The sequence below is a fragment of the Mycobacterium sp. genome, from assembly GCF_050700595.1.
Taxonomy (GTDB): domain Bacteria; phylum Actinomycetota; class Actinomycetes; order Mycobacteriales; family Mycobacteriaceae; genus Mycobacterium.
Window position 1 is genome coordinate 22,798 of sequence record NZ_JBOHHI010000079.1, and the last position, 26,261, is coordinate 49,058.

At 66.3% G+C, this 26,261-nt stretch carries 24 protein-coding genes and 1 pseudogene; 13 read left to right on the forward strand and 12 right to left on the reverse strand.

Features of this window, described 5'->3' with window-relative positions:
- Positions 1-83: 83 nt before the first annotated feature.
- On the forward strand, positions 84-839 hold the full coding sequence (locus tag ACRDTL_RS08205; RefSeq protein ID WP_431506209.1) for a hypothetical protein: 756 nt from the start codon (positions 84-86) through the stop codon (positions 837-839).
- 35 nt (positions 840-874) lie between these two features.
- On the opposite strand, the gene ACRDTL_RS08210 is transcribed toward ACRDTL_RS08205, so the two are convergent.
- The gene (locus tag ACRDTL_RS08210; RefSeq protein WP_431506210.1) at positions 875-1,579 is read right to left on the reverse strand and encodes an alpha/beta fold hydrolase; all 705 of its coding nucleotides are present in this window, start codon (positions 1,577-1,579) and stop codon (positions 875-877) included.
- Between the two features lie 74 nt (positions 1,580-1,653).
- Here ACRDTL_RS08210 and ACRDTL_RS08215 point away from each other — a divergent pair, with 74 nt between their 5' ends.
- The 4 genes from ACRDTL_RS08215 to ACRDTL_RS08230 all read left to right on the forward strand — a co-directional run bounded on the left by ACRDTL_RS08215 (position 1,654) and on the right by ACRDTL_RS08230 (position 8,147).
- Positions 1,654-2,496, forward strand: a complete 843-nt coding sequence (locus ACRDTL_RS08215; RefSeq protein ID WP_431506211.1) for an alpha/beta fold hydrolase — start codon at positions 1,654-1,656, stop codon at positions 2,494-2,496.
- Between the two features lie 143 nt (positions 2,497-2,639).
- Positions 2,640-5,849 carry an AAA family ATPase gene (locus ACRDTL_RS08220; protein ID WP_431506212.1) on the forward strand — a complete coding sequence of 1,070 codons (3,210 nt, stop codon included), beginning with the start codon at positions 2,640-2,642 and terminating at the stop codon, positions 5,847-5,849.
- Positions 5,846-7,237, forward strand: coding sequence for a hypothetical protein (locus tag ACRDTL_RS08225; protein WP_431506213.1), 1,392 nt, complete (start codon positions 5,846-5,848; stop codon positions 7,235-7,237). The genes ACRDTL_RS08220 and ACRDTL_RS08225 overlap by 4 nt, the downstream gene beginning before the upstream one ends.
- A 49-nt stretch (positions 7,238-7,286) precedes the next feature.
- Positions 7,287-8,147 carry a hypothetical protein gene (locus ACRDTL_RS08230; RefSeq protein WP_431506214.1) on the forward strand — a complete coding sequence of 287 codons (861 nt, stop codon included), beginning with the start codon at positions 7,287-7,289 and terminating at the stop codon, positions 8,145-8,147.
- 40 nt (positions 8,148-8,187) lie between these two features.
- Here the strand turns inward: ACRDTL_RS08230 and ACRDTL_RS08235 are convergent, their stop codons facing one another.
- Positions 8,188-9,018 (reverse strand): oxidoreductase, encoded by an 831-nt coding sequence (locus tag ACRDTL_RS08235; RefSeq protein WP_431506215.1) that lies wholly within the window; start codon positions 9,016-9,018, stop codon positions 8,188-8,190.
- A 143-nt stretch (positions 9,019-9,161) separates the two neighbouring features.
- Between ACRDTL_RS08235 and ACRDTL_RS08240 the strand changes: the two genes are divergently transcribed.
- Positions 9,162-10,097, forward strand: coding sequence for a D-2-hydroxyacid dehydrogenase family protein (locus ACRDTL_RS08240; protein WP_431506216.1), 936 nt, complete (start codon positions 9,162-9,164; stop codon positions 10,095-10,097).
- Positions 10,098-10,130: 33 nt separating this feature from the next.
- Here ACRDTL_RS08240 and ACRDTL_RS08245 read toward each other — a convergent pair.
- A pseudogene (locus tag ACRDTL_RS08245) lies at positions 10,131-11,210 on the reverse strand (phosphatase PAP2 family protein); the annotation flags it as partial.
- Between the two features lie 95 nt (positions 11,211-11,305).
- A complete protein-coding gene (locus ACRDTL_RS08250) occupies positions 11,306-12,841 on the reverse strand; it encodes an ATP-dependent DNA ligase (RefSeq protein WP_431506217.1) in 1,536 nt (511 codons plus the stop codon).
- An 84-nt stretch (positions 12,842-12,925) separates the two neighbouring features.
- Between ACRDTL_RS08250 and ACRDTL_RS08255 the strand changes: the two genes are divergently transcribed.
- Both ACRDTL_RS08255 and ACRDTL_RS08260 read left to right on the forward strand, forming a co-directional pair.
- Entirely contained in the window at positions 12,926-13,684 is a 759-nt protein-coding gene (locus ACRDTL_RS08255; protein ID WP_431506218.1) for an SDR family NAD(P)-dependent oxidoreductase, read from the forward strand.
- A 129-nt stretch (positions 13,685-13,813) separates the two neighbouring features.
- Positions 13,814-15,979: an acyl-CoA dehydrogenase gene (locus ACRDTL_RS08260; protein ID WP_431506219.1), complete on the forward strand. Its 2,166-nt coding sequence runs from the start codon at positions 13,814-13,816 to the stop codon at positions 15,977-15,979.
- A gap of 17 nt (positions 15,980-15,996) precedes the next feature.
- Here the strand turns inward: ACRDTL_RS08260 and ACRDTL_RS08265 are convergent, their stop codons facing one another.
- Positions 15,997-16,338, reverse strand: a complete 342-nt coding sequence (locus ACRDTL_RS08265) for a Zn-ribbon domain-containing OB-fold protein (RefSeq protein WP_431506220.1) — start codon at positions 16,336-16,338, stop codon at positions 15,997-15,999.
- Positions 16,339-16,386: 48 nt separating this feature from the next.
- On the opposite strand from ACRDTL_RS08265, the gene ACRDTL_RS08270 reads away from it, so the two are divergent.
- From ACRDTL_RS08270 to ACRDTL_RS08290, 5 genes are all read left to right on the forward strand, one after another.
- A complete protein-coding gene (locus ACRDTL_RS08270) occupies positions 16,387-17,583 on the forward strand; it encodes a thiolase family protein (RefSeq protein ID WP_431506221.1) in 1,197 nt (398 codons plus the stop codon).
- The gene (locus ACRDTL_RS08275; protein WP_431506222.1) at positions 17,577-18,926 is read left to right on the forward strand and encodes a FadR/GntR family transcriptional regulator; all 1,350 of its coding nucleotides are present in this window, start codon (positions 17,577-17,579) and stop codon (positions 18,924-18,926) included. Before ACRDTL_RS08270 ends, ACRDTL_RS08275 begins: the two co-directional genes overlap by 7 nt.
- Positions 18,927-19,020: 94 nt before the next feature.
- Entirely contained in the window at positions 19,021-19,854 is an 834-nt protein-coding gene (locus ACRDTL_RS08280; protein ID WP_431506223.1) for a class I SAM-dependent methyltransferase, read from the forward strand.
- A gap of 59 nt (positions 19,855-19,913) precedes the next feature.
- Positions 19,914-20,858, forward strand: coding sequence for an anti-sigma factor RsbA family regulatory protein (locus tag ACRDTL_RS08285; protein WP_431506224.1), 945 nt, complete (start codon positions 19,914-19,916; stop codon positions 20,856-20,858).
- A 58-nt stretch (positions 20,859-20,916) separates the two neighbouring features.
- Positions 20,917-21,723 (forward strand): MEDS domain-containing protein, encoded by an 807-nt coding sequence (locus ACRDTL_RS08290; protein ID WP_431506225.1) that lies wholly within the window; start codon positions 20,917-20,919, stop codon positions 21,721-21,723.
- Here the strand turns inward: ACRDTL_RS08290 and ACRDTL_RS08295 are convergent, their stop codons facing one another.
- Genes ACRDTL_RS08295 through ACRDTL_RS08325 form a run of 7 tightly spaced genes read right to left on the reverse strand, consistent with a single transcriptional unit; the run spans position 21,724 to position 26,132 of the window.
- Positions 21,724-21,996 carry a HypC/HybG/HupF family hydrogenase formation chaperone gene (locus tag ACRDTL_RS08295; protein ID WP_431506226.1) on the reverse strand — a complete coding sequence of 91 codons (273 nt, stop codon included), beginning with the start codon at positions 21,994-21,996 and terminating at the stop codon, positions 21,724-21,726.
- 3 nt (positions 21,997-21,999) lie between these two features.
- The gene (locus ACRDTL_RS08300) at positions 22,000-22,497 is read right to left on the reverse strand and encodes a hydrogenase maturation protease (RefSeq protein ID WP_431506227.1); all 498 of its coding nucleotides are present in this window, start codon (positions 22,495-22,497) and stop codon (positions 22,000-22,002) included.
- An 18-nt stretch (positions 22,498-22,515) separates the two neighbouring features.
- On the reverse strand, positions 22,516-22,635 hold the full coding sequence (locus ACRDTL_RS08305; RefSeq protein ID WP_431506228.1) for a DUF6893 family small protein: 120 nt from the start codon (positions 22,633-22,635) through the stop codon (positions 22,516-22,518).
- The gene (locus ACRDTL_RS08310) at positions 22,623-23,975 is read right to left on the reverse strand and encodes a hypothetical protein (protein ID WP_431506229.1); all 1,353 of its coding nucleotides are present in this window, start codon (positions 23,973-23,975) and stop codon (positions 22,623-22,625) included. Before ACRDTL_RS08310 ends, ACRDTL_RS08305 begins: the two co-directional genes overlap by 13 nt.
- Positions 23,972-24,613 (reverse strand): DUF6084 family protein, encoded by a 642-nt coding sequence (locus ACRDTL_RS08315; RefSeq protein ID WP_431506230.1) that lies wholly within the window; start codon positions 24,611-24,613, stop codon positions 23,972-23,974. Before ACRDTL_RS08315 ends, ACRDTL_RS08310 begins: the two co-directional genes overlap by 4 nt.
- Positions 24,610-25,245, reverse strand: coding sequence for a DUF5947 family protein (locus tag ACRDTL_RS08320; RefSeq protein WP_431506231.1), 636 nt, complete (start codon positions 25,243-25,245; stop codon positions 24,610-24,612). Before ACRDTL_RS08320 ends, ACRDTL_RS08315 begins: the two co-directional genes overlap by 4 nt.
- Positions 25,242-26,132 carry a NifU family protein gene (locus ACRDTL_RS08325; protein WP_431506232.1) on the reverse strand — a complete coding sequence of 297 codons (891 nt, stop codon included), beginning with the start codon at positions 26,130-26,132 and terminating at the stop codon, positions 25,242-25,244. The genes ACRDTL_RS08320 and ACRDTL_RS08325 overlap by 4 nt, the downstream gene beginning before the upstream one ends.
- Positions 26,133-26,261 lie beyond the last annotated feature (129 nt).

Sequence of the window (26,261 nt, forward strand, 5' to 3'; positions counted from 1 at the left end):
GATGGGGCGGTATGTCCGGCCGTCGCGGCCCGCTATCGTCAGCGACTGACCGCTGTCCGCTTACGACGCAAGGTATCCGCTATGTGCCCACCAGTGGGGTTGTCGATCGGGTCCGGGCTGCCATGACGCCTCCCCGCGAACCCGCCGAGGAGGTCGTCGAGGCACCAACGGCGATGGCCGCCATGATGGACGGCAGCAGTACTGCCACCATCTTGGGGTTGCCCGCCGTCGACGAGATAGTCGACGAGGACGCGGCCCCTACGCAGTTGGCCTGGTCGGAGTACAACGACACCGGCAACGAGCCGGTGCTCTACGCCGGTGAGCCCTATGACGATATTGTCGCGCAGCCCGTCCGAATCGGGCGGCCCGTAGAGCCCCCACGGCGGCCACGGCGGCGGCGGCGCTTCCCGCAGCTTTTCCTTGGGCTTGGCGCTCTGGTGGCGATGGCGGCCATCGGCAGCGTGGCTTACACCTTGACGAGCACCACCGATCATCGGGTACCACCGGCCGCCCCCACCACCAGCGCGACGGTGCCACCGCCCCGGCCGGCACCCAGCTCCGCGCCGCCGACACCGAGTGCGGTTCCGCCGCCCCCCAGCGCCGCCCCGACCCCAAGTGTGGCTCCGCCGCCGAGCAGCCCCGAACCGGCGGTGACGACGACGTATCAGACGCCAGAGACCACCACTACGACGCAGCCGCCGACCACCACGACCGCTCCTGACACCGCAACAACGACTCCGCCGCCGACCACGACGACCGCCCCGATGACGACCCAGTACTTGACTGTGCCGTTTATGCCGGTCCCGATACCGGTTCAGGTCCCGCAATCGGGGGGCTGACCAGAATCCCGCTCCACCTGGGGCTGCCGAGTGAATTACTCCTCGGGCAATCGAACCAACAGGTCAGCCACTGCTGACGGTCGCGAAAGAAGCGGTGAATGACTGCCGGGAAGCTCGACGATATCGGCGCCAATGTCGCGAGCAATTCGCCTCTGCCATTCCGGGTTAAGCAGCTGATCGTCGCTGCAAACAATCGAGGTACAACGCACCGAGGGCAGTTCGGCCAGCGAGAGAGGTGCGGTGAACGGGTAAGCCGACTGCGGCCGCAACCGATCGAAGGCTGCCGCGATGGTGTGATCGTCGCAGTCGGCATAGAGCAGTTTCCGCGCAATGTCGATATCGACCCATCTCGTTCGCAATTGCGCGTCAGGCTGGCTCAATCCCTTGTCCCAGTCCGGATTTACCATGTCGGGCTGCTCCTGACCTTGGTCATAGAAGCTGCGTCCGGGGGCTGGAACTGCGGCGCACAGATAAACCAGATGTCGAACCGGTCGCCGAGCCGCGACCAACGTACCTGTGGCGCCGCCCAACGAATGAGCCACGACCACGACATCGTCGTCGCGCCCATGAAGTGCAGCACAAACCACATCGGCGTACAGCTCAAACGTCGTCGCCGATTCGTCATCACAAGGCAAATCCGGGGCGACCACGTCATGGCCCGCCTGCTGCAGGAGCGGTGTCAGCAGCTCCCAGCACCACGCACCGTGCCATCCACCGTGCACCAGAGCGAACGTCGTCATGCGCTGATGTTCGCACGACAACGGCGTGACGGCATTTGAGACCACGAGCTTCCGAAATGCGAGATGCTTCACCGATGGAGCATTACAGCCGAGATGACCTGGTCTTCGATGTCCGCGATGCCGGTCCGCCGGACGGATCCGTTGTGGTGTTGCTACATGGCTTCCCGCAACACAACGACAGCTGGAACGCCGTCATCGACCTGCTCGTCGCGCAGGGCTACCGGTGCCTGGCGCCGAACCAGCGGGGCTATTCACCGGGTGCCCGGCCAACCCGGCGCCGCGACTACCGCATGTCCGAACTCGTCGCCGACGTCGGCGCCCTGATCGACGCCAGCGGTGCGCGGCGGGTGCACCTCGTCGGGCACGACTGGGGCGCCGCGGTCGCGTGGGCCGCCGCGGCCGAAATGCCCGAGCGGCTGGCAACCGTGTCGCCGGTATCGGTGCCGCATCCGGCTGCGTTCCTCAAATCGCTCCCGACCAGTCGTCAGGGCCTCGCGTCCTGGTACATGTACTTCTTCCAGTTGCCGCGGATACCGGAATGGCTGCTCATGCGCCGCAACGGCGCTATGGCCTCAGAATTCCTGCGACGCAGCGGGCAGGCGCCGGCCGCGGTCGAGCGCGATGTACACGCCATGAGTGAACCCGGGGCCATGACGGCGGGGATCAACTGGTACCGCGCGATACCACTGTCCGACCTGCGTGCAACCAACCAAAAGATCTCTGTGCCAACGATGTACGTGTGGAGCGATCGTGACATCGCGTTGCTCCCCAAAGCGGCCCACGGCACCGCGCGATACGTCGGCGGGGAGTATCGGTTCGAGATCCTGCCTGGCGTCTCGCACTGGATACCCGAGGAACAACCCGACAAGCTAGCCGATCTGCTGCTCGACTGGTTCGCCGCTCACCAAGTCGACTGACCAGCCGCCAAAGTTCAAAGAGAACCAACGGATTCTTCGCCAACCGTCTCCATATCGACGACGTACGAGGTCTGAAAACTTCGTATCGGAGATGGCATGGCGATATGGCAGACATCGTTGACCAGCGGTGACACCATAATGACGTGGACCCGAGCGGGAATGGTGGCGGTGGACTGACCGCGACGGCACTGCTTTGCGGTTCTTGCGGCGCACAGTCGAGTCCGACGGCCAACTTCTGCGGCCAGTGCGGTACCCGACTCGCCCAAACCACCCAGTCGGCTGAGTACAAGCAAGTCACGGTCCTCTTCGCCGACGTCGTGCGCTCAATGGACATAGCGAAGGCTGTCGGTACTGAACGGCTGCGTGAAATCATGGCCGACCTTGTCGACCGCTGCGCGGCGGTTGTACAGCATTTCGGCGGCACCGTGGACAAGTTCACCGGTGACGGGATCATGGCGCTGTTCGGTGCGCCGGTGGCTTTAGAAGACCACGCTATCCGTGCTTGTTTGGCTGCATTGGGCGTGCAGGAGGCGGTGAAGCGGCTCGCCGTCGAAGTCCGGGGACGCGACGGCGTGGATCTCCAGGCCCGGGTGGGGCTGAATTCCGGCGAGGTGATCACCGGTGATATTGGCTCGGGGCCTTTCGGTTACACCGCTGTGGGTGAGCAGGTCGGGTTGGCTCAGCGGATGGAGTCCGTTGCTCCGCCGGGTGGGGTGCTGCTCAGCGCGTCGACCGCCCGATTGGCTGATGATGCAGCGGTTCTCGGCCAGCCCGAGTTGGTTCGGATCAAAGGTGTCGATAAACCGGTCTTCGCCCAGCGCTTGTTGAGCGTGGGGGGACAGCATCGTGGTGCCGGGCGTGTCGAGTCCTCTTTGGTCGGTCGCCGGTGGGAGATGTTCGCCGTCGAACAATTGTTGGAGCGTGTAGTTGACGGCCACGGTGGGGTCGTAGGTTTCGTGGGGCAGGCCGGGGTCGGTAAGAGCCGTCTCGCGCGTGAAGTCTCTGCGATGGCAGCTGCTCGTGATGTCGAGGTATTCACGGCGTTCTGTGAGTCGCACACCAGCCAAGTGCCCTTCCATGACGTCGCTCGGCTGCTGCGCGCGGCCACCGGCGTCGAGGGTCTTGACCCGCATGCCGCCCGAGCGCAGATCCAGGCTCAGGCTCCCGACGCGGAGCCTGACGACTTGCTGCTTTTTGGCGACCTGCTGGGCATCGCCGATCCCGATGTGGAACTGCCCCAGATCGATCCGGACGCCCGCCGGCGCCGGTTGACGGCGCTGGTCAATGCCGCGTCGGTGGCCCGAAACTCACCGGCGGTCTACGTGGTTGAGGACGCGCACTGGATCGATGAGGTCAGCGAGTCGATGCTGGCCGAGTTCCTCCGGGTGATCCCGCAGACGCCCTCGCTGGTGCTGATCACCTACCGCCCCGGATACCAGGGCCCATTGAGCCGGGTGCCCGGTGCTCACACCATAGCCCTTGCGCCGCTGAGTGATCCGGAGACCGCGGTGCTGGTCTCGCAGCTGCTCGGCCCGGACCCCTCGGTCGGTGCGTTGGCCAGCATGATCACCGAGAAGGCCGCCGGTAACCCATTTTTCGCTGAGGAAATGGTGCGGGAGCTGGCCGAGCGCGATGTGCTTCGCGGCGACCGCGGCGCCTACCGGTCGACGGCCGACGGTGGTGAGGTCGGCGTTCCGGCCACCTTGCAGGCGACCGTTGCCGCGCGCATCGACCGCCTCGACCCGGCGGCCAAACGCTGCTTGAGCGCGGCGGCGGTGATTGGCTCGCGGTTCAGCAGGGGCCTACTGGAGACGCTGGGGATAGATCCCGTCCTGCAGGAGCTGGTGGGGGGCGAACTCATCGATCAGATCACGTTCACCCGGCAACCCGAATATGCGTTCCACCATCCGCTGGTCCGCGCCGTCGCCTACGAATCACAGCTCAAATCCGATCGCGCCGAGCTGCACCGGCGCGTCGCGGCCGCGATCGAATCACGTGACCCGTCCGCCGCGGAGGAGAACGCGGCGCTGATCGCTGAACATCTGGAGGCCGCCGGTGATCGGCACGCCGCCTACGGCTGGCACATGCGCGCCGCAACGTGGGCGAACAATCGCGACATTGTCGCATCGCGACTGAGCTGGGAACGTGCTCGAAAGATCGCCGACGCACTGCCTGCCGATGACCCGAACCAGGTAGCCATGCGCATTGCGCCCCGTATCCTGTTGTGCGGCAACGCCTGGCGACTGCATGTCAATGTGGCCGGCGCCGTCTTCGACGAAGTACGCGAGCTGTGCACCGTCGCTGGCGACAAGGCGTCGCTGGCCGTCGCAATGGCGGGGCTGGTGCTCGATTACGCCTATCAGGACCGGATGCACGAGGCGTCGCAGCTGGCATCGGAAGCCATGGACCTCGTCGAGTCGATCGGCGACTCGACCTTGACGGTGGGGCTGACCGTGCCGCTGATCTACGCAAAGGGTGAGAGCGGCGAGTGGTGTGACGCGCTGCGCTGGTCGCAGCGGGTCATCGACTTGGCGGAAGGTGACCCGTCAAAAGGCAACTTGGTGTTCGGGATTTCACCGCTAACCGTCGCCCTGTCGCTGCGGGCGGTGGCTCGGCATTGCCTGGGTCTTGCCGGATGGCGCGACGACATGTGCCACAGCCTGGCGATGGCCCGCGACGCTGATCCGCTGTCCTACGCCCTGGTTGTTTGCTACGTCTACTTCCCGGGACTAATGGGTGGCGTGCTGAGGCCCGACGACGCCGCACTGAGCGAGATCGAGACTGCCCTGGGGATTGCCGAACGATCCGTTGATGACCTGGCGTTGGCCTTGACCCGGGCGACGCTGGGCGTTGCGCTGGTGCACCGCCAAACGGCTGCCGAGCGCGATCGCGGACAGCAGCTGCTGACCGAGTCCGTCCACGTGTTCACGCATGGGGGACACAACCTCGGCGAGTTACCGATCGTCCACGTATATCTGGCGCGGGAGAGGGCCAGGCGTGGAGATCTCGACGGCGCGATACCGCCGATGCGCGTGGCCGTCGATGATCTGGTCCGCGAGGGAAAGCTGCTGGCGTGGGGCATTCCGGCGACAGGTGTTCTGGTGGAGACACTGCTCGATCGCGCGACCGACGATGATGTGGCCGAAGCAGAAGCCCTGATCGAGCGGTTAGCTGTAGCGCCGACCGGCGACGGTTTGGCCTCGCGCGACATCTGGCTGTTGCGACTGCATGCTCTGCTGGCGCGAGCTCACGGCGACGCCACGGCTTACGCGCACTCGCGCGACCGTTACCTCGACATGGCGAAATCGCTTGGCTTCGAAGGGCATATCGCGTGGGCCGAGGCGATGACATGACGACCGGCCACACAGACAGCGAGCTGCGCGACGCCGTTACGGGCATCAAAGCAGCCCTGGACGTCGTGGACCTCATGGTGGTGCTGCTGAAAATCTGCCGCCGGCATGCGAGCGCGGTGATGGCCGCGAGCCAAGACGAGAAGAAGCGGGAACAGTTGTGGAAACGCGCGGCGCGTTTGGAAGAAGCGGCGGCAAAGACCTTTACCAGTAAGGGGCTGTCCTCAAAAACCAGAACGTTCGCGATCGACACTCTGAACCGCGCTTCGGATCTCGCGTTGACGGCGCGGGCTTTGGCGCTCGGTGTCGACATGGCGATGCAAGATCTCGACCCCAAGGCGTACAGCAAATTGTGCGCCAAATGGGGCACCCGAGTCCTTCAGGAGGGCGACCCGTATCCCACCCCGTCGGCAGATCTTGATTCGATGTACGGCCCCGGTGGCTTCTCGGCCCGGCCCCGCGCTAATGCCGGAACCGCTGTCGATCGCGTCGACGGCCTGGCGTTGTGGCCGTCTTCCCCGCTGCGCGTCATCTATGACACGGACGCCGGCACCCACCTGGACGACGCGTTGGGCCAGACGGTCGACATTCTCGCTGTTTCACCGAACAGCAATCTGGGTGACTTCGACTTTGCATTGTCGGCCAACAAGTCTTTCCGCCTACAAGTGAAGGACACCAACGGCCAGGACGGCATCGTCCAACGCGCACTGCAGAAAGCGAGTGCCCTGAACGCCGACATCCTGGTGACGCCCGAACTTTCCTGTACGACTAGCACGGTCGGGTTGATCGTCAAAACACTGGCCGGCCTTGGCGACCGTCGACCGCGGATCGTCATCGCCGGCGGCTCCCACATCCGCATCGGCAAGAAACACTGGAACCGGCTGTCGACGATCTACACCGGCCACAATCCGTATGTGGTCACGCACGACAAGATCGGCAGATATGCGATCTCGCTGCCCGGAGGCCAGGAGTGCGAGGAAAACATTTCCCGCTCCACCGAACTGCGGATTCACGCCGGCATCAATTGGTCAATGATTCCGTTGATCTGCGCAGATTTCCTGACTGATTACGTCGTCGACGCGGTGTCCGATCTATGTCCGCGACTGGTGGTCGTGCCGTCGATGAGCAGCAAAACCGGAGACTTCGGCCGGCGGATGGGGGAGGTGATCAGTAAAACGCAGGCGCTGGTCGCCGTGGTCAACGGGCCGCCGGAGTGGCCGTCCGGCAAGCCCCCCTACGTGACGAAAGCCCCCGTCGTGGTGATCGGCTTGCCGCTCGCCGACTCGAGGAAATGGCTCATCGAGCGGTCCGCGAAACCGTCGGCAAAGGCGCCGTACACGGTCCTTTTCCGCTCGCTCAAGCGAACGGCGCGATTGACGAGCGGTCAATGATCGATCATGTATCATGCTCCATGAAGTGACGACCAGGAGGGATGTTCAAGTGAGCGAAACCGCCGTCGCGTTGCGCGAATTACTTGAGTCGGCCCGCGAGGTCATCGACACCCCCACGGCTTACCTCATCGGACAGCTCGCCGCCGAACTCATTGCCTCGGCGCCCGACGCAGAGCTGAGCGGACTCGTCGTCGCCATCCACGATTCCCAGCCCAGCAGCTCGTCTGATCGGCAAGCCGCCCCGACACCTCGCCAATCAGTCCTCTCGATGGTGTCGGGCCTCCTGCAGGGCGTCCTGGCGGATCGGCAATCCGCCGCACCGATCGGCTCAGCTCTGCCCGTCGGAGCGCGCATGAGCCTCGTGGGGGGCGTCCCGGCGGATCAGCCAGCCGCGGAACGCACCGGCTCACCGGCGACCGTCCGCGAGCGCGTGCTGAATCTCCTTGCGATTGAACCGCGAAACCCGACAAGCCTTTCCACCGAAATCGGCTGCAGCATCGCCACCGCTTCGCGAGCGCTGCGCGGGCTGCGCGAGAACGGACTCGTCGAATCCGGCACCGACTCTGACTTCGACCTTGCGGACCGTCGCTACGTCATGTACCAGCTCAGCGACAAGGGCGAGAAGCGGCAGGCTGACCGCTTCTTTGGTCAGCTCAAAGACGAAGACGATGCCATGTCCGAAGCCGAGAAAGCGGACGAGGGCGAGGGCTACGACTACGGCCAGTTACTCGCACCGTTGACGCACCTTGCTGCGGAGCTCAACAAGCACGATCCGGCCATCGCCGCCGAGCTGTATCCGACGCTCGACGCCCTCAAAGATCAGGTTGACGACCCGAAACTTCGGGCGGCGGCGGTAAGTGAACTGCGCATGCTTGCCCGAACCAACCCGGACCTCGGCTCCGCCGAGTAGTCGCGCGCGCCGGCATCGCCGGTCAATCCAGCGAGCGGTGTCAGGCGTCGAAGTTCGTGCCAGTGGTGAGCTGTTCCCAGTTTGCGATCTCCTTGGCGCGCCTGTCCGCGATGTAGCGATAGGCGGCCAGTGCGTCGCCTCCGAGGAGCAGGAATGCGGGCGGCTCGGCTGATTCGACGGCCGCCAGGATTGCGGCAGCGGCCTTGGCCGGGTCGCCGGGCTGATTGCCGTGCATGGTGTCGTGCTCCTTGCGGCGCTGCCCGGCCGTGTCCGCGTAGTCGTCGATGACCGCAGCCGATTGGGCGAGCGAGCGTCCGGCGAAGTCGGTGCGGAATGCGCCGGGCTCAACGACCGTGACCGAGATGCCGAGCGGGGCGAGCTCGTCGTGGAGGGCCCCGCTGATGCCTTCGATGGCAGCTTTGGCTGCGGAATAGTAGCCGGACCCCACCGGGGTCAGCTGGACGCCGATCGAGGAGATGTTCACGATGGCGCCGCGGCGGCGGGTCCGCATGCCGGGCAGGACGGCCTTGATCATCGCGACGGTGCCGAAGAAGTGCGTCTCGAACAGGGCGCGGACGTCGGCGTCGTCGCCTTCTTCGACAGCCGCGCGGTAACCGTACCCGGCGTTATTGACCAGGACGTCGATGCTGCCGAATCGCTCTTGGCCCTGCTGCACCGCCGAGGTGACCTGCGTGGGCCTGGTGACGTCAAGGGTGACGGCGAGCACCCGCTCGGGCGTGGCGTCGGCCAGGTCGGCGACCCTGGCGACGTCGCGTGCGGTGACGACGGCATTGTGGCCGGCGCCGATCACGGCTTGGGCGAGGGCGCGGCCAAGTCCGGTCGAGCAGCCGGTGATGAGCCAGGTTGACATCGGGAGTCTCCTTTCGGTCGACACACCGGCATATTAGGAGAACACCGCGGGTCTGCGCACCGACATGAACGGGTAGCGCGACGGTTCCTCATCAGGACGACCGGCTTCTGTCACCTCAAGATCAGGTATGCGACATTGACACGATGAAGGTTGCGATCCTCGACGATTACCAGAACGTCGCGCTGAGCATGGCCGACTGGTCGCCGGTAGCGGCGCGCGCCGACATCACCGTCTTCAACGATCACCTCGCCGATCACGACGCTGTCGCCGAACGGCTGGCGCCGTTCGATGTGGTGTTCGTGATGCGTGAGCGAACGCCGTTGCCGCGCAGCATCATCGAACGCCTGCCGCGGCTGAAGATGATCGCGTCCACCGGGCCGTTCAACGCCGCCATCGACGTCGCGACCGCCAAGGAGCGGGGCATCCACGTCAGCACGACCGGCGGATACATCGAGTCCACCGTCGAACTGACCTGGGCGCTGATCCTGGCCGCCGCGCGGCGGATCGTCGACGAGGCCGTGTCGGTGCGCGCGGGTGGTTGGCAGACTTCGGTCGGTCGCCAACTGGGCGGGGCGGTGCTGGGCGTGCTCGGGCTGGGCCGGATCGGCACCCGGGTGGCGCGGGTCGGGGCGGCATTCGGCATGGACGTCATCGCGTGGAGCACCAACCTGACCCCCAAGGCGGCCGACCAAGCCGGGGCGACCTACGTGTCCAAAGACGACTTGTTCGGCCGCGCCGACGTGCTGACCGTCCATCTGGTCCTCAGCGAGCGCACCCGTGGTCTGGTCGGCGCCGACGAGCTGGGACTGATGAAGCCGACGGCGTTGCTCGTCAACACGTCACGCGGCCCCATCGTCGACGAGACGGCCCTGCTCGACGCATTGCGCTCGCACCGGCTCGCCGCGGCCGGACTTGACGTCTTCGACACCGAGCCCTTGCCGGCCGGGCACCCGCTGCGCTCGCTGGACGCCGTGGTGGCCACCCCACACATCGGCTACGTCGCCGACCGCGTCTACCGGACCTTCTACGGCGAGGCCGCCACCAAAATCGCCTGCTGGCTCGACGAGGTCAGGCAATGAGTCGTCGCTTCGCCGGCGTGATTCGAGACGGCCGATCACCAACAGCACAACGGCGGCCAGCAGCCAGCCCAGCAGAATGTCGACAACGTAATGCTCGGCCGAATAGACCAGGGCAAACGCCATTATCAACCCGTACGCGGCCAGCAGCGCACGCAACCTCGGCTGGACCCGGCGCCACAGGAACATCACCACCATCGCCGTCACCCCGGCATGCAGCGAGGGAATGGCCGCCACCAGGTTGACGCTGGCCTGCCCCGAGTCGACCAGCGCGCTCGCCGACTGCAAATGCAGCGTGCCCCAGCCCCGTGTGGAGATCCGCTCCACGAAAGGGTTCGCGCCGGGCTGATGGGTGCGCATCACGCCCAGCAGGCCGCCGTCGGGCACATCGGCAGGGTTAGCGAACATGCAGTGCGGGTTGGCCGGGCCGGCGTTGATGTCGGCGGTGGTGCAGCGGGCGGCCGCCCAGGGCGGCGCGGCCGGCAGCAACACGTAGACGACCAAAGCGGTGAACGACAGTGCGACGAACCTGCGCACAAAAGCCGCCCAATCGTCGCGGCTACGCAGCCACAGCAATCCGGCCACGACGTAGGGCAGGATGAAAAACGACATGTAGACGCCGCTGATGGCCACCTCCCACCAGGGCGGCTCCGGCTTTTTGAGCTGCTCCTGCAGCCACACCGTCGGGGCCGTCCCGAAGAACAACCAACGGTCCACCCTGGGCTGTAGCTGCCACAAGGTGGGTGCGCCGAGCAGGGTCGCCGCGCCACGGCTGAGGTCGTATAACAGCAGGACACAGGCGAACGGCAGCCAGTCGCGCACGACCGCGAACACCTTGTGGCGCCGTCCGATGCCGGCGGCAACCAATCCGGTTGTGATGTAGAGCAGCAACCACTCGCGGTTGAAGGCCAGCCCTGCGGTCAGCGTTCGGTAGACCACCACAAGTACCCAAATCGCTACCGCGGTTCGCCGGACAAACGCCAGGCGACGGTCCCGCGGCGGCACAGCGTCAGGCTGTTCGCCGGCCAATTGGATGGCTGCTGATCGTGGTTCGCGCGCAAAAACCTCGGCATCTCGGCCGGTTGTCACTGACACCAGTGCGAACTCCCCACCCACGACGCCAAATCCACTTTCCGTACATCTTGCCGTACCCGTCGTCAGGTGACGTGTAACGGGCGGAATGCCGCTCGGTGTGGCGCTGAGCCTGTGAATCAGCTTTGAAAGAGCGCACGCACGGTGTCGATGGTGTCGGCCTCGGCCGGAGTTTTGTCGTCGCGGTAACGCAGCACCCGGGCAAACCGCAGCGCCAGTCCGCCGGGGTAGCGCGACGAGTTTTGCAGCCCGTCGAACGCGATCTCGACCACCTGCTCGGGCCGCAGCCGCACCACGTAGTTGTCGGTGCCGCCGACGGCCAATTCGGTGAACCGGGTCGTCTGCCAGTCCAGCATGGCGTCCGTCATGCCCTTGAAAGTCTTTCCGAGCATCACAAAGCCGCCGCTGGCCGGATCCCGGGCGCCGAGATGGATGTTGGAGAGCTTGCCGCGACGACGGCCCGATCCCCACTCGACGGCCAGTACCACCAGGTCGAGGGTGTGCACCGGTTTGACCTTGAGCCACCCCGCCCCGCGGCGGCCGGCCTCGTAGGGTGCGCTCGGCGACTTGGCCATCACGCCTTCGTGCCCGGCCGCCAGTGTCGCGTTCAGGAAGTCGGCCGCCGCGACCGGATCGGAGGTGACCAGTCGATCGACCCGGTGGCGGGCCGGGGCGATCTGGTCGAGCACCGTCACCCGTTCGGTGGTCGGTGCGTCGAGCAGGTCGACACCGTCGCAGTGCAAGACGTCGAAGAAGAACACCGACAATGGCTGGACCGCGCGGGCGGCCGCCACGTCGACCGAGCGGCCGAACCGCGACCCGGTGACCTGAAAAGGCTGTGGCCGGTTGTCCGGTCGTAACGCGATCGCCTCGCCGTCGGCGATCAGCCGGGTGACGGGTAGCGCCAGCGTCGCCTCGACCACCTCCGGCAGCCGGGCCGTGACGTCGTCGAGGCTGCGGGTGTAGACCGTAACCTGATCGCCCGACCGGTGGACCTGGACCCGCGCGCCGTCCAGCTTTGCTTCGAAAACGCCCTCGCCACCGAGTCTTTCGAGTGCCTCGGTCACGCTGGCCGCGGTCTGCGCCAGCATGGGGCCGACCGGTCGGCCCACCTGAAGGGTGAACGCGTCCAACGCTGCCGTATCACCGTCCAGGGCTGCCGCGGCAACGGCGGGCAGGTCGCCACCGAGCATCGCGGCCCGTCGCACCGCGGCGGCGGGGAGCCGGGCGGCGGCCGCGACCGCGTCGACCATGACACCGGCCAGTGCGCCCTGGCGCAGCTCACCACTGAGCAGGCGTCGCAGAAACGTCTGCTCGGTTGCGGTGGCGGCCGCGAACACCCCGGCGACGAGTTCGGCGCGCCGTGCCTGCGAGCCCTTACCGGAGGTCGCCTTGATCGCCGAGAAGGCGGCGTCGACGTCGACGACGGTCAGCGTCGGCTGCGCTGCGGCGGGTGGTAACGAGCGTAAAGCGGCCCAGCCGACGCCGATTTGGCGTTGCGGCAACTCGCCGGAAAGCCACGAGACGACTATCGCGACCAGCCTCGAGTCAGTGTTGGCGCGGCCCAGCAGTTCGGCGATCCGCGCGATCTTGGCTCGCCGCGACGAGACACCCCCCACATCGACCGAGGTGGCCGCCACATCGATCAGCAGCACAGCCCAGCTTTACACGCCTGGCCGACAACGTCACGCACGGCCGCGATAGCGTGCTTTGGCAACGGATCAAACAAGGAGGTTTGAATGGAGATCAACGCCAAGTCGGTGGTCGTCATCGGCGGCGCCTCGGGTATGGGGCGCGCAACCGCCGAACTGCTGGCAAATCGCGGGGCGAGTGTCGCGATACTCGACCGCGAGGGTTCCGACGGCAAGGACGTCGCCGCGGCCATCGGCGGCACGTTCTACCCGGTGGACGTCACCGACTTCGCCGCCACCGAGGAAACGCTGCAGGCCGCGGTCGACGCGCTCGGCGGTCTGCACGTGATCGTGACGACGGCCGGCGGCGGCATCGCCAAGCGGACGCTGTCCAAGCAAGGCCCACACGATCTGGAATCCTTCCGCCAAGTGGTGGATCTCAACCTCATCGCCACCTTCAACATCAGCCGGCTGGCCGCCTTTCACATGAGCAAGAACGAACCCGAGGACGACGAACGCGGCGTCATCATCAACACCGCATCCATCGCGGCGTTCGAGGGCCAGATCGGGCAGGTTGCCTACACCGCGGCCAAAGCGGGCATCGCCGGCATGTGCCTGACCATGGCGCGTGACCTCGGGTCCATGGGCATCCGGGTGCTGGCGATCGCGCCGAGCCTGTTCGCCACCGGGCTCACCAAGGGCATTCCGGACGAATTCGCCACCGCCCTGACCAAGGACGCGGCGTTCCCCAAGCGCCTGGGCCGCCCGGAGGAGTACGCGAAGCTGGTTGCGGCCATCGTGGATAACCCGATGCTCAACGGTCAATGCCTGCGCCTCGACGCCGGGCAGCGCTTCGCGCCGAAGTAATCTCGTAGCCGCGAAACAGAAGCCACGGCGGCGATCGAGGCCGGGATCACGACCGTAGCCTCTGGCTCGCGGTCAAACCGCATTCAGTACACTCTTTGCGCGCCGCCTGCAAAGACGAGGAGGGCCCTGATGGGTATCGCATTGACCGACGACCATCGCGAACTCGGTGACGTGGCTCGCGCGTTTTTGACGTCGCAGAAGGCTCGTTGGGCGGCGCGCTCGCTGCTCGATTCGCGCGACGAATCTCGTCCGCAGTTCTGGGGAGACCTCGTCGAACTCGGCTGGCTCGGCCTGCACATCGACGAAGAGCACGGTGGTTCGGGATACGGGCTGCCCGAACTGGTGGTGGTGATCGAGGAGCTTGGCCGGGCGGTGGCGCCGGGACCGTTCGTGCCGACGGTGATAGCCTCGGCCGTCGTCGCGAATGACGGCACCGCCGAGCAAAAGGCCCGGCTGCTGCCGAGACTGATCGACGGCAGCGTCACCGCCGGCGTCGGGTTGGGCGGCGACGTCCGCGTCGAGGACGGGGTGGCCAACGGCGACGCCGGAATCGTCTTGGGCGCCGGGCTCGCCGAGCTGCTGCTGATCGCCGCCGGTGACGACGTGCTGCTGCTGGACCGCGGCCGCGACGGCGTCACGGTCGACGTGCCCGACAACCTCGACCCCACCCGGCGCTCGGGACGGGTCAGCCTGCGGAGCGTCAGCGTCGCCGCCGACGACATCCTGCCCGCGGCACGTAAATCGGCGCTGGCCCGCGCGCGCACGCTGCTGGCCGCCGAGGCGGTCGGCGGGGCGTCGGACTGCGTGGACGCCGCGGTCGACTACGCCAAGGTGCGCCAGCAGTTCGGCCGCACCATCGCCACCTTCCAGGCGGTCAAGCATCACTGCGCGAACATGTTGGTAGGCGCCGAATCCGGCGTCGCCGCGGTATGGGACGCCGCCCGCGCCGCCGGCGAGGACGAGCAGCAGTTCCGGCTGGCCGCCGCGGTGGCCGCGGCGCTGGCGTTCGGCGCCTACGCGCGCAACGCCGAACTCAACATTCAGGTGCACGGCGGTATCGGCTTCACCTGGGAGCACGACGCGCACCTGCATCTGCGTCGGGCGCTTACCACCCGGGCGCTGTTTGGCGGCGATGCGCCCGCGCAGGATGTGTTCGACCGCACCGCGGCCGGCGTCACCCGGGCCAACAGCCTCGACCTGCCCGCCGAGGCCGAAGAACTGCGCAAGGCGATCCGCGCCGACGCCGCCGAGATCGCCGCGCTGGACAAGAACGCGCAGCGGGACAAGCTGATTGCGACCGGCTACGTGATGCCGCACTGGCCCAAACCGTGGGGCCGGGCCGCCGACGCGGTCGAGCAGCTGGTGATCGAGGAGGAGTTCACCGCCGCCGGGGTCAAACGGCCGGACTACCAGATCACCGGGTGGGTCATCCTGACCCTGATCCAGCACGGAACCCCTTCGCAGATCGACAGATTCGTCGAGAAAGCACTGCGACAAGACGAAATCTGGTGCCAGCTGTTCTCCGAGCCCGACGCCGGATCGGATGCGGCCGCCGTCAAGACCCGAGCTACCCGGGTCGACCGCGGTTGGAAGATCAACGGCCAGAAGGTGTGGACCAGCGGCGCCCACTACTGCCACCGTGGCCTGGCCACCGTGCGCACCGATCCCGACGTGCCCAAGCACGCCGGCATCACCACGGTGATCATCGACATGAAAGCGCCCGGCGTCGAAGTTCGGCCGTTGCGGCAGATCACCGGCGGCTCCGACTTCAACGAGGTGTTCTTCAACGACGTGTTCATCCCCGACGAGGACGTGGTGGGCGAACCCAACACCGGATGGACCGTGGCGCGCGCGACTTTGGGCAACGAGCGGGTCAGCATCGGTGGCGGCGGGTCGTACTACGAGGGCGTGGCCGCGCAGCTGGTGCAGCTGGCCCAGCAACGCGCAGATCGGTTGGCGGGAGCCACGGTTCGCGTCGGAACCTTCCTGGCCGCGGAACACGCGCTGCGGCTGCTGAACCTGCGTCGCGCCGCCCGCAGTATCGAGGGAGCGGGGCCGGGTCCGGAAGGCAACATCACCAAGCTCACGCTCGCCGAGCACATGGGCGAAGGCGCCGCGATCGCCGCGGCGCTGTTCGGACCGGAGATCGCGCTGGCCGACGGACCGGCCGGGCTGGTCGGCCGGATGATCATGGGTGCCCGCGGCATGGCCATCGCCGGCGGTACCTCCGAGGTCACCCGCAACCAGATCGCTGAGCGCATCCTCGGTATGCCGCGCGACCCGCTGATCAAGTAACCGGTCGTCCGCGAGCGTCACGCCGGCGTGGCAACCGGGGCGAAAACCGGCGTAGATCCATCGAAGCGGACCTCGACGGGCATCTCGCACACCATCGAGTCCGGTTCGCAATCAACGATATTGGCCGCCAGCCGAAGCCCTTGCTGTTCGGCCAGTTCGACGATCGCGATCACATACGGCGTCGGAATGTCGGGGTTGTAGGGATGGAAGTTCACCGTGTAGGTGAGCACCGTGCCCCGTCCCGAAACCGCTCGGGCAACCAGCGAACCGGCACAGTCCGGGCATGTGCCGGCCGGCGGATGCACCCAGCGCGTGCACGCGTCGCAGTACTCGATGAGCAAGTTCGCCCCGGCCGCCACCCGCAATACAGTACACTTTATTGAGCTGACAGCACGGGCGGATGGCTAATGGGACATTTCGAGAAGAACGCGATCCTGTCCGGGATCGGCATCTCCCGAATCGGCCGCCGCACCGGCATTCCCGGGCTTGAGCTCACCTGCGAGGCGGTGCGCGCCGCCATCGCCGACGCCGGACTGATCGCCGCAGATATCGACGGCATCGCCACTCTGGGAGATACACCGGCGGCCGAGGTCACCACCGTTTTGGGCATCGGCGCCGTGGACTGCGGGTTCGGCTTCGACACCGGCGGTCTGTTGACCCCGGTGATGTCGGCCTGTCGTGCCGTCGCCGAGGGTCGGGTCTCCCACGTGCTGGTCTATCGGACTGTGCAGATGATCGGTGGGACGGTGCCGACCTCGCCGCCATCGGAGGATGAGCCACGTCCGGCGCTGGCGCGGCTCGTCGAGTCGCCCGTGGACGGCGATCGGCCTGTTGTCGGCCCGATGGACGATGTGTCTGACCTCGTTGCGGCGCATGCATATTCGGCGGCGAATTGGCTGGCATTGAATTGCCGGCGCCATATGCACTTATACGGAACCACCAAGGAACAGTTGGGCTGGCTGGCGATCAACAGCCGGCGCAACGCGGCGCTGAATCCACTTGCGGTATACCGCGAACCGATGACTATGGCCGACTACCTCGCGGCGCGGCCGGTCTCCACACCGTTCGGGCTATTCGATTGCGACGTTCCCGTCGACGGGTCGATCGCGGTCGTGGTGTCGACTGCGGAATACGCCCGCGACTGCCCACATCCCGTGGTGGCGGTAGAGGCGATCGGCGGCTCAAACGGCGCCGGTGGTTGGTTTCACCGCCAGGACTATCCGAAGATGGCGTCGGCCGACGCGGCGAGGCAGATGTGGTCGCGGACCGACCTGACGCCCGCCGATCTGGACCTCGCCGAGTTATATGACGGGTTCACCTTCCTCACCTTTGCGTGGCTGGAAGCGTTGGGTATCTGCGGCGACGGCGAAGCCGGTCCATTCGTCGAGGGCACCGAGCGGATCGCCCGCGACGGCGTCCTGCCGCTGAACACCTATGGCGGCCAACTCTCAGCGGGACGCATGCATGGCTATTGGGTGCTGCACGAAGCCTGCCTGCAATTGCGCGGCGAGGCCGGGGAGCGCCAGGTTCCGCGGCGCCCAGAAGTCGCGGTGGTTGCCGTCGGCGGCGGTCCGATCGCCGGATGCATGCTACTGACATGCTGAGCCGTGCTTCGCAGATCGCGCGTCGCATCGAGGCGGACGTCATCCGGCGCGGCTGGCCGGCCGGCGAATCGCTGGGCTCCGAGCAAGTGCTGCAACAGCGCTACCGGGCGAGCCGATCGGTACTGCGGGAAGCCGTGCGGCTCGTCGAGCATCACCAGGTGGCGCGCATGCGCCGCGGACCGGGCGGCGGTCTGCTGATCTGCGAGCCGGATGTCGGCCCGGCGACCAACGCCATTGTCATCTACCTGGAGTACCTGGGTACTACGATCGCTGATCTACTCGATGCGCGTCTACTGTTCGAGCCGTTGGCGGCAGCACTTGCCGCCGAACGCATCGACGAAGCCGGCATCGGCCGGCTGCGGACCGCCCTGCCTGTGACGCCGGCGCACAAATTTCACTCGGCGCTCGCCGAAGAGTCCAAAAACCCGGTGCTGCAGCTGTTTATCGACATTTTGATGCGGCTGACCGCACAGTTCGCCCGTGGCTCCGGCGTAAACGACGATGCGCTGGATCGGACGTGCGCCGAGCATGTCGACATCGTGGCCGCCGTCACCGCCGGCGACGTGGCACGCGCCAAGACGCTCAGCGAGCGCCATGTGGAATCGGTGACCGCCCGGCTGCACCACGTCACCGGGCGGGGCGGCGAGGACCGCGAGCCGGCGCACGCCAAGCGCGCCGAGGTGCTGGCCACCGTCATCCGCAATGACATCGCCGCCGGCGGCTGGCAGGTCGGTTCGGTCTTCGGGACCGAACTGCAACTGCTGGAACGCTATCGGGTCAGCCGCTCGGTGTTGCGGGAAGGGGTGCGGTTGCTGGAATACCACGCCGTCGCGCGGATGCGTCGGGGCCCCGGTGGCGGTCTTGTGGTGACAAAACCACTGGCGCAGGCCAGTATTGACACGGTCGCGCTCTATCTGCAATACCGCAAACCCAACCGCGACGACTTCCGCTCAGTCCGTGACGTCATCGAAATCGACAATGTCGCGAAGGTCGTCAAACGACGTGACGCGGCGGATGTGCGGGCCTTCCTCGACGCGCATCGGCTCGTCATCGACCAAGCCGACGACGATCCGCGCAAGGCCGGCATGGAGGAGTTCCTGTTTCACACGGGTCTGGCACAACTGGCCGGAAACACCGTGCTGGAGTTGTTTTTGCGCATCCTCGTCGAGCTTTTCCGTCGGCAGTGGACCGGTACGGAGCAGAAGTCGCCGAGCCGCGGCGATCTCGTCGAGGTACAACGTGCGCACCTGCGGGTGATCGAGGCGATCGGCGAAGGCGACGACAGCCTGGCCCGCTATCGCGCTCGCCGTCACCTGGACGCCGCCGCATCCTGGTGGCTCTAACCCGCCGACAACTTGGCGTCCTCAGGCGGGACGGGCGGAATCGCGTCACCGGCGCGATCGACGATGTTTGATGAAGTCGACGAAGGAGAACGCGATGAACTCTAACGACATGATGTCCATGGACCGCGAACTGGAGAACACACATCGCGCCCTTTGGGCGCTCGGTGACTACGCCACCGTGGCCACCGACCTGGTAGCGCCGCTGGGTTCGCTACTCGTCGACGCCGTCGGCGTCCGAACCGGCCATCGGGTGCTGGACGTCGCAGCGGGCTCGGGAAATGTCGCAATTCCCGCCGCGCTCTCCGGCGCCGATGTGATCGCCAGCGACCTGTGCCCGGCGCTGCTGGATAGTGGCAGGAAACTGGCTGACGCTCGCGGCGCGCGGTTGCGCTGGCAGGAAGCCAATGCCGAGGAACTGCCGTTCGCCGACGGTGAGTTCGAGATCGTGCTGTCTTGCCTGGGGGTGATGTTCGCCCCGCACCACCGGCGCGCGGCCGACGAGTTGATTCGGGTCTGTCGTCCGGGCGGCACGATCGGCCTGATCAGTTGGACTCCGGAAGGTTTCATCGGCGAAATGTTCGCGACGATCAAGCCGTACGTTGCGGCTCCGCCGTCCGGTGCCTCGCCGCCGCTCTGGGGCCGCGAGGAGTATGTGCGCGACTTGCTGGGTGACCGGGTGGTCGAGTTCGTTGCGCGCCGGCGGACGCTGCGGATAGAGACATTCGCCGACGGGGCCGCGTTCCGCGACTATTTCAAAAGCCATTACGGGCCCACGATCTCGGCGTACAACGGAATTGCGTCCGAGCCGGCCCGGGTCGCTGCACTGGATGCGGCGCTGGCCGAGCTGGGTGATCGCCACCTCGTCGAATCGCCGGCGATGGAATGGGAGTATCTGCTAATCACCTGCTGCAAGGCGCAACCCGCCTGACTGCTAGCGCGTACGATCGGAGCAGGTCGAGTCTTTGCGTAGCGATCGAGGTGACGATCTTGGCTAAGCCGTGTGCCGAGCCGGCCGGGCTTCCGCACTCCGCACTGTTCTACTGCTCCGAGCGCGAATATCTCGACGGGGTAATTCCCTTCGTTCTCGACGGCCTGCGCAAAAGCGAACCCGTGCTGGTCATGGTGCCGGCTAAAAACCTGGCCGTGCTGCGTGACGGGTTAGGTGATCCGTCCCCAGAGGTGACCCTGGTCGACATGGTCGAGGTCGGCCGCAACCCCACCCGGATCCTCGGGCTGCAGACCGCCTTTGCCGCAGAACACCCCGGTCGGCCGGTGCGCATAATCGGCGAGCCGGTGTGGCCGGGCCGCACCAGCGACGAGTACCCGGCATGCGTGCAGCATGAGGCGTTGATCAACGCGGCGTTCGGTGAGCGCCAGGCGCGAGTACTGTGCCCCTACGATGCGTGCGGACTCGACGAAGACGTAATGACCGACGCCCGTAGCACCCATCCGCTGCTATGGCAGGACGGCGCCGCTGACCGCAGCCCGGACTACGCACCTGACGACGCGTTTGCCCGGTACAACCAGCCGTTACCTCGCGACGCGATGGCGGTCACCTACACGGTCCGGGCATTGGATGATCTCAGTCCGGCGCGGTCATTCGCCACCCGGTATGCGCGGTGGCTCGGACTGGACCCGGACGGCATCGCCAATCTGCAGCTGATCGCCACCGAGCTGGCCACCAACAGCCTCCAACACACCGGCGGCGTCTGCCGACTTGCCTTCTGGCAGCACGACGGGTGCATCGTCTGCGAGGCCAGCGACAGCGGCCGCCTCGATGATCCGCTGGCCGGTCGCCGCCCGCCGTGCGTCAACGCCGTCAGCGGTCGCGGACTGTTTCTCATCAACTCCGTGGCGGATCTCGTCCGCACCCACGCGACCGCCAGTGGCACTACGATCCAGGCCTATCTTCGGCTGGGGACGATCACATGACTCGCGAAAACGGAGTTGTCTCCTCAGCAGTCGGATTGATCCCGTTCGGGCATCTGGGTTGGGCTACCGCGACCGGGCAGAGTTTCGGGCCCGCGCCGCCGAGTACATCGCCGACGGGCTTGCCCAGAACCAGTGGGTCGAATACGTCGGTGCGGGCAGTCGCGCGCAGCTGCGGGCCGAACTGGCCACCATGCCCGGGATCACTGACGCCAGCGATGTCAAGGTGACGCCGGTGCTGGAGTTTTACGCCGTACCCGCCGGAAGCGACATCGTGGACCCCCATGTCGCGGTGGCGACACGTGTTGCGGCCGTTGAGAAAGCGATCGACGATGGCTACACGGGCTTTCGCGCCGTCGTGGATGCCACCGCGATGGCAAGCAGGCCGGAACAACGGAACGCCTTAGCGTGCTTCGAGTTCCTGATCGACCAGAAGATGTCGGTGCTTCCGGTCTCGACGCTGTGTGCATACGACACCAGTCAGCTGGCTGACGATGCGAACGGATTGATCTGCCTGCACCCATACGTCGACCAGAGTGCGTGCACCTTCCGGCTCTATGCGGAGCCGGACACCGGTTTCGCATTGACCGGTGAGATCGACGCCGCCACCAGCGAAGTGTTCGCCACCGCGCTGCGCCGCACCTGGGACCTGACAGGTGAGGACACCCTGGTTGTCGACGCGCGGCGGCTGGAGTTCATCGATCACCGGTCGCTGTGCATGCTCGATCAGTACGCGCGCACCATGGACCGCAAAGTCGTGCTGCAGACCGCTCAAATGCTTCCGGCCCGGTTGGCCGATTTGCTCGATTTGACGAACGTGCGGGTGGAGAGCCGCCAGTGGCTTTCGACGACGCCGGCTACGCGGTAATCACTCCAAATCCTGACCGCTAAGACCGTCGGGATCGGCGGCGCCGCGCCCCATCAACTCCAAACCGGCCATCGCTGCGTCGGCGCCGGCCTTGTCGGTTTTTTCCACCACGAAGCCCATGTGGATGATCACCCAATCGCCCGGCGCGAACGTCTCCTCGGGCAGCATACCGACGTTGACTTTCCGGTTTTCACCGGCGACGTCGACCAGCGCCAGCTGCCCGTCATAGCCGTCGAGCATCCGCACGACCTGACCCGGAATTCCCAAACACATCGGTCAAACCTCTCGTAACGCGTCGCCGGTCTCGGCGCGCAGCATCGCCACTGCCGATTCGACCGCCGATACCGCTTCCGGGACCACGGCCCGGACGGCGTCGGACAGCCCTATCCTGTCGCCGATGTCGGCGACCTCACAGCCCACCACGATAGTCCGCGGAGGGGCGCCACCCAGGGCGCGAAGACTCGCGAACACCGTCGCCGGGTCCATGCCGTGCGCGTCGAGGCCCGCGGGGGAGTCCGGAGAGCCGTGGTCGGCTTCAAAGACGTGCACGGTCCCGGGCGAGCCCCGGTTGGGCACGGCGTCGACGAGCACCAGCGCATCCCAGTCCTCGAGCAGGTCGTAGGCCAGGTGCATCCCCCCGATGCCGTAGTCGGTGGCGCGCAAGCCATCCGACTCGGTGACCCGCTGCGACACATGACACAGCACCTCGGGACCGAAACCGTCGTCACCGAGGAAGATGTTGCCGATGCCGGCTATCAGGATGCGGGAAGTCATATGCAGCGGAGGGCCTCGCTACATGTGCCGGATCCTGAGATAACGCCGGGCGTCGGGCAGGGACATCAGCCCCATCACAACTGCCACGAGCGTGATGAGCGCCAGGATAGCGATGAACACCCACCCTACGATCTCCATGTCGGACTCCTTTCCGTGCTGGCGTGCTGAGCTTCGAGCGGTTCGATTTCGTCGGGCGCGAAGTAGAGGGAACGGCCGTACCACTCATGCAGGTTGGCCGCCGGGTCGTCCTCGACGACAACTCCGATATGTTGGTTGCCGTCGACGTCCTCATGTACCGAGGTGACGCGGGCCACCTTGTCGGCGAGAAAGATGTCCTGCGCGTCGGCATGCCGCGACGGCCGCAGCCATACCCGGCTGCCGCGCGCGATACGCACCCCGTTGATCAGCACCGCATCGATCTCGGGACAAACCGCGGTGTCGGCCAACGGATCCCACCACCCGGCACCCTCGGGCACCTCGGGGATCAGGCTGACAACCTGATGCGGATCCCGCAGCACTCCGTGCATCCGCTGCAGGGACTCCGGCGACATCGCGTCACAGCGGTCGATGATCTGCGCGGCCAGCGGATCGGTGGCGCGTGCCTGGGCCTTCTCCTCGTCGGTCATCGTCATCACCCGCAGGGTCAAGAGCTCATCGATCTCGGTGGAATCGTAGAGCGCGCCTTCGCTCTGTTCGGCGATCTCGGGGTGGTCGTAGAGAATGATCGGCGACACCAGCAGTAGATCAGTGTCGCCGGGTGGGCCGGCCAGCACCGGGAAGCATCGGTGCTGTCGGCACCGAGCCACCGCGACTGCGGCGTACTCGGGCGGCTCCAGCAGCGAAATAAAGGCGCCGCCAACGACTTCTGCGATGACATGGGTGCCGATCAGCGACCTGGCAATCGCGTCATTCTTGTCCGTGGCGGCAGCGCCCGTGTTGCTCAGCGTCAGCGTGACACGGTGCAAGCCGTCCTCGTCATGCTCGACCTCGACGGTGAGCGACGCGCACACATCTTGCCGGGTGCGCACCAGCCTGCCCCCGTCGACCGGTTCGACGTCGATGCCCGACGGCGCCAGCACCGGCAGCGTCCACTGTGCGGGCGGATCGCCGAACTCGAACGGCCCCAACGACAGCTCGATTTCGACTGCCTCGTCCCAGCTCAGCCATGATCCGGACGGCGTCGTCAGTTCCTCGACCGGTTCGTAGCGCCGACAGCCGGTGTCGCGTTCGGCGTTGCGGTGCTGTAGTTGCAGGAAGCGCACGACCAACGTGATGGCCTGCGCGCCGTCGATGAGGAACTGCGCCGAGAGCCGGTCCTCCTCACCGATCCCGGCTTCAGCCGCGCCGGGTGGTCCGATAACGCCCCACTGCCAACGAGATTGGTTCTTGCTCGATGTCCCGCGGTAAGGGTAGAGCAGGTAGCCCTCGTAGAGCACGGCGTCGGCGACGGCGCGAGCCCGGTCCCAGTTTGCGCTCACCGGACCTCCTCACGGGCCCCGGTCAACAGCTCGGTGACCGCGTCGTCGAGACCTAACAGGCTGCGCGCAGACTTGTACTCGGCCAGCGCCGCCATCGTGTCGTGCGACAGGCGCAGCCATCCGCTGTTCGGATAATGCTGCTGGATCAGATCCCGCCACACCGAAACCGGCATCTCGTAACGATCCTCGCAGTCCCACGACACCGGCTGGACTGAGAATCCCTGCGGGCGGGCGGTGAAGACTGTTCCGCTGAACAGGAATTGGAGTGGTACGGCATCGTCTCGCAATGCGTGCAGATATTTGGCGGCGGTGACCTCGAAGTCGTAGGTGCAGTCCAAGGGGAGCGTTGTCTCAGTGCTACCGGTAAACCCCTGGACCATCGTCCCGCAGTGTTGCCACAGAAAGGTGTGCTGGGTGCTGCTCCAGCGTTCCCGCAGCCCGAACAAATCGGTCAGTCCGGCGGCCTCCTGGTCGGAATAGCGGCGCCGCAACGGATCAATGCGAACCTGGCAGCGCAACGCGATGGCGTGCACAGGGTCGTCGCCAGGCGCGGTAATAGCGACCCGCGCCGTTAGCAGCGGGGTGGCCGCATACGGTTCCGGAGCGACGTCGACGACATTCAACGATAAGTCGGTCATCGTGGGCGCTCCACGCTGCGGGCGGCCAGTTTCGCGAAAAAGTCATCGATGAACTCGTGTGCTTCCTGGCCGCCGTCGAAGCCGCGCCACAACTGTCGCAGCCCGCCGACGAATTCGTAGCAGGCGTCGATCGGGACCAGATAACACTGTGGCTGCGCCGCCTCGGTATCACCGGGTACGCGCACCAGCAGCGCCTCGACGTCGTCGGCGAGCAGGCCGACCCGGGGTTCGGCGTCGCTGATCGTGGACCAGGCGGCGAGGTCGAGTTCGGATTCGGTGGCGCCTGCCGGTCCCGGATAGAACGCGATGGTGCGATCCAGCGCCGAGTTGCGGAAGAAAAACGCCAGGCCGACGGGGATCTGCAGCGCCTCCCAGGTGCGACGATCCAGCATGAAATCGGGGAAGGCCAGATAGCGGTCCGGGACTGCGCGGTACCGCAGTTCGGCTTTGCCGTCGGTGAACAGCAGATAGCACGCGCGACAGACGCACATCAGTTGTCGGCCGGTCACATTCGCGACGTGTTGGTGCGCATCGGCGATGGGTTCGGAGCACATTTCGCACTGTTGACCGGCAGGCGCCGGCGCGCGCCGGTTGTCGGTGATGCGGGCCAGTACGTCGTAGGGGCTGGTCATGCCGGTGCGCCCATCGGCTCAGCCGGCAACGCGATCGAAAGCATCCCGTCGCGGGTCAGCAACGGCATCGGTTCCAGGTGGGCGGTGGTGTTGTCCAGTCCGGCGCCCGCGTGTACGACGTCGAACTTTCCACCGCAGCGCGGACAGTGCAGGAGTGCGCCGTGCAGTTGGGCGCCCGCCAAGGACTTTTCACAGCCCGGACAGAGGTCACGGTAGACGTAGAGTTGGTCGCCGACCCGGCAGGCCAGCACCGGGACGTCGGCGACCATGAACCCGCCGACGTCGCCGGCAGCCAGCTCGGCCAGGTCGGGTACCGCGTGCCAGGTGGGACCGCCGTTGGCGTGCACTTTGGTCAGCAGCGACTCGGCCGGGATCACCGCTGCGGTCGGCTCCGTTTGGGCCGCAACGACTTCAATCGACGAAATCTCTGGTGCGGCGGCCCGGATCGCGTCCTCGACCGTTAGCTCCAGCGTCACCGCCGACGACGGACAACTCTTGCAGCTGCCGGCGAACTGCAGTTGCACGGTGTCGCCGACGATGTCGAGCAGGTGCACATCGCCGCCGTGCGAACCCAGATAAGGCCGGACCCGCTCGAGTGCGTCCGATACCCGGCGGCGGATGTCGTGCGGGTGCAGCCCATGGACGAGCAGCAGGCTGGCCACCAGGTCGTCGGCGGCCAGCCCATCGATGATTTGTGTATCGCCGACCAGATCCACGATCCGGGCCAGGCCCGCGCCGTAGAGCTCGACTACCTCACTGACCAGTCGCTCGGCACGCTCGCGTGCGACGGGTCCACCCGCCGCGGCGGCGTCCAGCAGCGTCTGGATCCGATCGCCCGCCGTGCGCCACTGCGTGTCCTCGGAGAGTCCGTCCTGGCGCTCGGCCATGCATCACTCCGCGGCAGCGGACTGGGTCGGTGAGTGCAGGCGCTGCAGTGTCTTGCCTTCGCCGAGATACATGTGCACGCCGCAGGGCAGGCACGGGTCGAAGCTGCGTACCGTGCGCATGATGTCGAT

Coding starts and splice junctions, on each gene's coding strand:
- ACRDTL_RS08210 (WP_431506210.1), bottom strand. CDS start 1,579: ATGACGACGTTCGCTCTGGTGCACGGTGGATGGCACGGTGCGTGGTGC.
- ACRDTL_RS08215 (WP_431506211.1), top strand. CDS start 1,654: ATGGAGCATTACAGCCGAGATGACCTGGTCTTCGATGTCCGCGATGCC.
- ACRDTL_RS08225 (WP_431506213.1), top strand. CDS start 5,846: ATGACGACCGGCCACACAGACAGCGAGCTGCGCGACGCCGTTACGGGC.
- ACRDTL_RS08235 (WP_431506215.1), bottom strand. CDS start 9,018: ATGTCAACCTGGCTCATCACCGGCTGCTCGACCGGACTTGGCCGCGCC.
- ACRDTL_RS08240 (WP_431506216.1), top strand. CDS start 9,162: ATGAAGGTTGCGATCCTCGACGATTACCAGAACGTCGCGCTGAGCATG.
- ACRDTL_RS08255 (WP_431506218.1), top strand. CDS start 12,926: ATGGAGATCAACGCCAAGTCGGTGGTCGTCATCGGCGGCGCCTCGGGT.
- ACRDTL_RS08260 (WP_431506219.1), top strand. CDS start 13,814: ATGGGTATCGCATTGACCGACGACCATCGCGAACTCGGTGACGTGGCT.
- ACRDTL_RS08270 (WP_431506221.1), top strand. CDS start 16,387: ATGGGACATTTCGAGAAGAACGCGATCCTGTCCGGGATCGGCATCTCC.
- ACRDTL_RS08275 (WP_431506222.1), top strand. CDS start 17,577: ATGCTGAGCCGTGCTTCGCAGATCGCGCGTCGCATCGAGGCGGACGTC.
- ACRDTL_RS08280 (WP_431506223.1), top strand. CDS start 19,021: ATGAACTCTAACGACATGATGTCCATGGACCGCGAACTGGAGAACACA.
- ACRDTL_RS08295 (WP_431506226.1), bottom strand. CDS start 21,996: ATGTGTTTGGGAATTCCGGGTCAGGTCGTGCGGATGCTCGACGGCTAT.
- ACRDTL_RS08300 (WP_431506227.1), bottom strand. CDS start 22,497: ATGACTTCCCGCATCCTGATAGCCGGCATCGGCAACATCTTCCTCGGT.
- ACRDTL_RS08305 (WP_431506228.1), bottom strand. CDS start 22,635: ATGGAGATCGTAGGGTGGGTGTTCATCGCTATCCTGGCGCTCATCACG.
- ACRDTL_RS08315 (WP_431506230.1), bottom strand. CDS start 24,613: ATGACCGACTTATCGTTGAATGTCGTCGACGTCGCTCCGGAACCGTAT.
- ACRDTL_RS08320 (WP_431506231.1), bottom strand. CDS start 25,245: ATGACCAGCCCCTACGACGTACTGGCCCGCATCACCGACAACCGGCGC.
- ACRDTL_RS08325 (WP_431506232.1), bottom strand. CDS start 26,132: ATGGCCGAGCGCCAGGACGGACTCTCCGAGGACACGCAGTGGCGCACG.